At 70.4% G+C, this 4,692-nt stretch carries 4 protein-coding genes; 2 read left to right on the top strand and 2 right to left on the bottom strand.

All coding sequences use genetic code 11. The annotated features are described in order from the left end of the window. Positions 1-22: 22 nt before the first annotated feature. A complete protein-coding gene (locus JHN63_RS47890) occupies positions 23-706 on the top strand; it encodes an SUMF1/EgtB/PvdO family nonheme iron enzyme (protein ID WP_200691419.1) in 684 nt (227 codons plus the stop codon). A gap of 11 nt (positions 707-717) precedes the next feature. On the opposite strand, the gene JHN63_RS47885 is transcribed toward JHN63_RS47890, so the two are convergent. Next, positions 718-1,920 (bottom strand): NAD(P)-binding domain-containing protein, encoded by a 1,203-nt coding sequence (locus tag JHN63_RS47885; protein WP_200691418.1) that lies wholly within the window; start codon positions 1,918-1,920, stop codon positions 718-720. Positions 1,921-2,060: 140 nt separating this feature from the next. Next, positions 2,061-3,320, bottom strand: a complete 1,260-nt coding sequence (locus JHN63_RS47880; protein WP_307782163.1) for an ATP-grasp domain-containing protein — start codon at positions 3,318-3,320, stop codon at positions 2,061-2,063. Positions 3,321-3,516: 196 nt separating this feature from the next. Here JHN63_RS47880 and fahA point away from each other — a divergent pair. Next, positions 3,517-4,692, top strand: a 1,176-nt coding sequence (gene fahA / locus JHN63_RS47875; RefSeq protein ID WP_200691417.1) for a fumarylacetoacetase, incomplete at its 3' end; no start/stop codon positions are given.

Below are 4,692 nucleotides of genomic sequence, written 5' to 3'. Positions count from 1 at the left end.
GCTCACGGAGTTGACGTAACACATGGGCACAGCCGCCCCCATCGACCTGACCCCCGTCCCACCCGGCCAGGTCACCCTCTCCGACCGCCGCACGGAACGGAGTTGGACGGTCGACCTCGCCCCCTTCCACCTCGGCACCCTCCCCGTCACCCAGGAGCAGTACGCCCAGGTCACCGGCGAACACCCCAGCACCGCGCACGGCAGCGCCCGCCTCCCGGTGGAGACCGTGTCCTGGCGGGACGCGGTGCTGTTCTGCAACTCCCTGTCGCTGAAGGAGGAGTTGACGCCCGCGTACGCCTTCGACGCCGGCGGGGAGACAGTCGTACGGGACCCCTCCTCCGACGGCTACCGCCTCCCCACCGAGGCCGAGTGGGAGTACGCGTGCCGCGCCGGCACGAGCGGCCCGCGCTACGGACCGCTCGACGACATCGCCTGGCACCGTGGCAACTCCGAGGAGCGGCCCCACGAACCGGGCGGCCGACTGCCCAACCCCTGGGGCCTGCACGACATGCTCGGCAACGTGTGGGAGTGGTGCTGGGACCTCTACGACCCCGAGGTCTACGGCACCTACCGGGTCCTGCGCGGCGGCGGCTGGTTCGACGAGCACTGGAGCTGCCGCGCCTCCGTACGGCGCCGGAGCCACCCGACGTTCCGCGTGGACGACGTGGGCTTCCGGGTCGCCCGCTCGTCGACCACGCAGATGTGACGGCTCGTCAACTACCCGTGCGCCGACGCCAGATGCTTCGCCAGTCGCGGTGACGCGAACTCCGTGCCGCACACGAACCGCATCACCGGCCCGTACGACGACGCGGCCGGCAGCCCCGTGAAGTACACCCCCGGCACGGACGACACATACCCGGCACCGAGCTTCGGTGTGCCCCGGCTCACCGCCAGCTGAGTGCGCAGCTCGTGCCCCAGGAAGTCCATCGCCGCGATGTCGACCCGATAGCCCGTCGCCGAAATGACGTGGTCGGCGGCGAGGTGCTCGGTACCGCCCCCGTGTGTGCCGACCGTCAGCACCGGGCTGCCGCTCGTCGCGTCCGTCCGTACGATCCGGTCCACCTCGCTGACCTGCACCGCGCCCTGGAACCGGTCCTTCAGCCACCACGCGCCGAGCGGACCGAGCACCCGGCGGACCAGGTAGTGGCGGGTCCGCTCGGGGAGGTGGCGGTAGGGCTGGGGGTAGTAACTCAGCGCCCACAGCGACCAGGCGCGTCCGAAGGGCGACTCGGGGCGCAGCCTCGGCTGGTCCCACGGCGGTGCGCCGAAGGCGACCCGGCCGCGCCCGCGCGAGACGATCCGGACCTGCGCGCCCGCCTCCGCCGCGAGGACCGCCGTCTCCAGCGCGGACTGCCCGGCGCCGACGACGATCAGTTCCTTGCCCTTGAACCCGCTGAGGTCGTGGTGCTGGGAGCTGTGCGAGACGGGAGCGGTGGGCGCGGGGCCGTCGGCCGCCGCTGCCGCCAGCTCCGGCGGGAGGTGGGCCAGGCCGTAGAGCCCGGTCGCCACCACGACCGCCCGGGCGGTGAACAACTCCCCCGAGTCCAGCTTGAGTTCGAAGCCGCCGCCCTTGTTCCGGTCCACCGAGACGACCCGGACCCGCTCCAGTTCGGGCACCAGCTTCTGCTGGAACCACTCGCCGTAGCCGATGAAGGTCTCGATGGGGATGATGTCCTCGTCGGTGACCAGGCGGGGGATGCCGGCCGCGTCGCAGTAGTCGACGAGGTTGTGGCCGGGCTGCGGGGCGTCGAAGTTGGAGGCGGCGGGGGTCGACTTGAGGAGCATCCCGGCGGGCATGTGGTCCCGCCAACTGACCATGGGCTCGCCGAAGACACGGACCGGAATGCCGCGTGCCCGCAGATGCGCGGCGGTGGACAGGCCGAACGGGCCGGCGCCGATGATTGCTACCGGTTGAATCACGAAGTCCCTCCCCAGGACGTCAATTCGTCACTTCGTGCTGGTGCTGATGCTGCTGCCAGAGGTCACTGGCTGATGCCGCTGCTGCCAGAGGTCCCTGACTGCTGGTGCTGCTGCCAGGGGTCGCCGGCCGCTGTCGGCTGCTAACTCGCGCCGCTGCCACGGTGGTTGGTGCGCCACAGCTGATACAGATGCCTGGCGCCCGGCCGTACGAAGCGGGCGAGCATCGTGAAGAACGGCCGCAGGTCGTCACCCGCGAGCCAGGCCAGCTCGGTCCCGCTCGCCTTCGCCGGCGCGTGCGGCGTCGTATAGCCGCTGCGGCGGTAGGCGAGGAGGGCGGGCAGGTCGATGTTCTCCACGATGTACCGGTGACCGGCCCGCTGTTCCCCCTCCGGGACGGAGCGGCCGGTCAGGTCTAGGTGCATGGCGCGGACGACGTCCACCCCCGACTCGTTCTCGAAGAGCCGGAACTGGGCGCCCATACGGGGGTTGAAGTCGAGCAGTTTGTACCGACCGTCGCGCCGGTCGAAGCGCAGGTCGAGGTCGATGATTCCGGTGAAGCCGATCTGTTTGATGAAACGGGCGGCGAGGTCCGATAGTTCCGGATTGTCGACGACGTACGCATGTGCGGTCATGCCCGCGTGTGGCGGCCAGGAGCGCACCTTCACGCCGGTGAACATGGCGAGCGGGGTCGAGTCCTGGTCGAAGTAGGCGTGCACGATCCAGTCCTCGGCGTCCTCCCTCGGCAGATACTCCTGGAGGATCACTCCGGGGTGCTCGCCCCAGTCCCGGGCGAGCGCGAGCAGCCCCTCGCGGGTCGCGATCCTCGTCGTACCGCGGACGGCCGGCCGGGACCGTCGTACGAACGCCTCCCGGTTCTTGGCCACGATCGGGAAGCGGGCCTTCTCCGCGAAGTCGACGATGTCGTCGTACGACTGCGGGAAGGCGGCCGTGGGGCTGGGGATGCCGTGTTCCACGCAGAGTTCGTGCAGCCCCTGCTTGCTGGCGAGACGGCGGGGCAACTCCCGCTCCACCCGCGGAAAGAGGAAACGTTCGCCTAACGCGCCCTGGTGCTCGGCGATCAGGACGGCGGCCTCCTCGTCGGTGGGGATGAGGACGGTGGGACGGCCGATCCGGCGCCCGATCCGCAGCAGACCCTCGACCAGTCGTCCGGGTTCCTCCGTGCCGGTCGTCGGCCAGACGAACGCGCGCTCCAGATAACGGGACGCGGCCGCCGGTGTGTAACGGTCCTCCGTTATCGCATACATCGGCACGCCGAGGCGCCCGAGACTGCGGATCGCGCCCACGCCGCCGTGATGCAGTGGATAGTCGCCGAACTTCACGATCAGGCCAGGCACTTCGCGGTCCGCCTCGAAAGGCACACTGCTGGTGCGATCGGCCACGGGTCCCCCCACGTGTCCCCCCTACGGACCGGACCCACCCCGTCCGTGTCCCCCAAAGGACGCTAAGCCGGAATTGCCCCCTCCGACAAGGCCTATTCGGACATTGCGAACTCTTTAGACACTGCCGGTTGCCGCAACTCACCCGTAACGTGTGGCGCGGCCACATGCGCGTACGTACGAGAGTGAGGCAGCACCCATGCCCCCCTTCGATCTTCCCGAGAGCGACCCTTTCGGCCCGCACAACCTGCCCTACGGCGTCTTCTCGCCCGCCGGCTCGGAGCGGCGGACCGTCGGCGTCCGGCTCGGCGACCATGTGCTCGACGCGGGCGCGGCGGCGGAGGCGCTCGGCTCGCCGTACGTCTCCCTCCTCGCGCACCCGACCCTGGGCCCACTGCTCACCGCGGGCCGCACGGCCTGGTCGGACGTCCGGCGCGCGCTGACGGCGTGGGTGACGGTGCCCTCCCACCAGGAGACGATCACCCCGTACCTCCACCCGCTCACCGCGGTGACCCTGCACCTGCCCTTCGAGGTCGCGGACTACGTCGACTTCTACGCCTCGGAGAACCACGCCCGGAACGTCGGCCGCATCTTCCGGCCCGACGCGCCCGACTCCCTGACCCCCAACTGGAAGCACCTGCCGATCGGTTACCACGGCCGCTCCGGCACGATCGTGGTCTCGGACACGGAGGTCGTGCGACCGTCCGGCCAGCGCAAGTCCCCGTCCGACCCGGCGCCCGTCTTCGGTCCCTCGATCCGCCTGGACATCGAGGCGGAGGTCGGTTTCGTGGTCGGCACGCCGTCTCAGATGGGCAGGCCGGTCGCCCTCGCCGACTTCCGCGACCACGTCTTCGGCCTCTGCCTCCTCAACGACTGGTCGGCACGCGACATCCAGGCCTGGGAGTACGTCCCCCTCGGCCCGTTCCTCGGCAAGTCCTTCGCGACGTCGGTGTCGGCGTGGATCACCCCGCTGGACGCGCTGGAGGAGGCACGGGTGGCACCGCCGGAGCGCACGCACGAACTCCTCCCCTACCTGGACGACTCGACGGAGGAGCCCGGCGGCTACGACCTCCGCATCTCGGTCACGATCAACGGCCATGTCGTCTCCGAGCCGCCCTTCTCCACCATGTACTGGACGGCCGCCCAGCAACTCGCCCAGATGACGGCCAACGGCGCCTCCCTGCGCACCGGCGACCTGTACGGCTCGGGCACGGTCAGCGGGCCGAGCGAACACGAGCGCGGTTCCCTCCTGGAGCTGACCTGGAACGGCCGCGACACCCTCGAACTCCCGGACGGCAAGCGGACGTTCCTGGAGGACGGCGATGTCGTCACCCTGTCGGCGTGGGCACCGGGGGCGGACGGGACGCGGGTGGGG

The organism is Streptomyces sp. MBT65 (genome assembly GCF_016612545.1).
Classification (GTDB): Bacteria; Actinomycetota; Actinomycetes; order Streptomycetales; family Streptomycetaceae; genus Streptomyces.
The sequence above is the reverse complement of the archived record's forward strand: the minus strand, read 5'-3'. Positions and strand labels throughout refer to the sequence as shown.

Bases quoted from the DNA above. Each gene is read 5' to 3' on its own strand.
- JHN63_RS47890 (WP_200691419.1), top strand. From the start codon at position 23: ATGGGCACAGCCGCCCCCATCGACCTGACCCCCGTCCCACCCGGCCAG.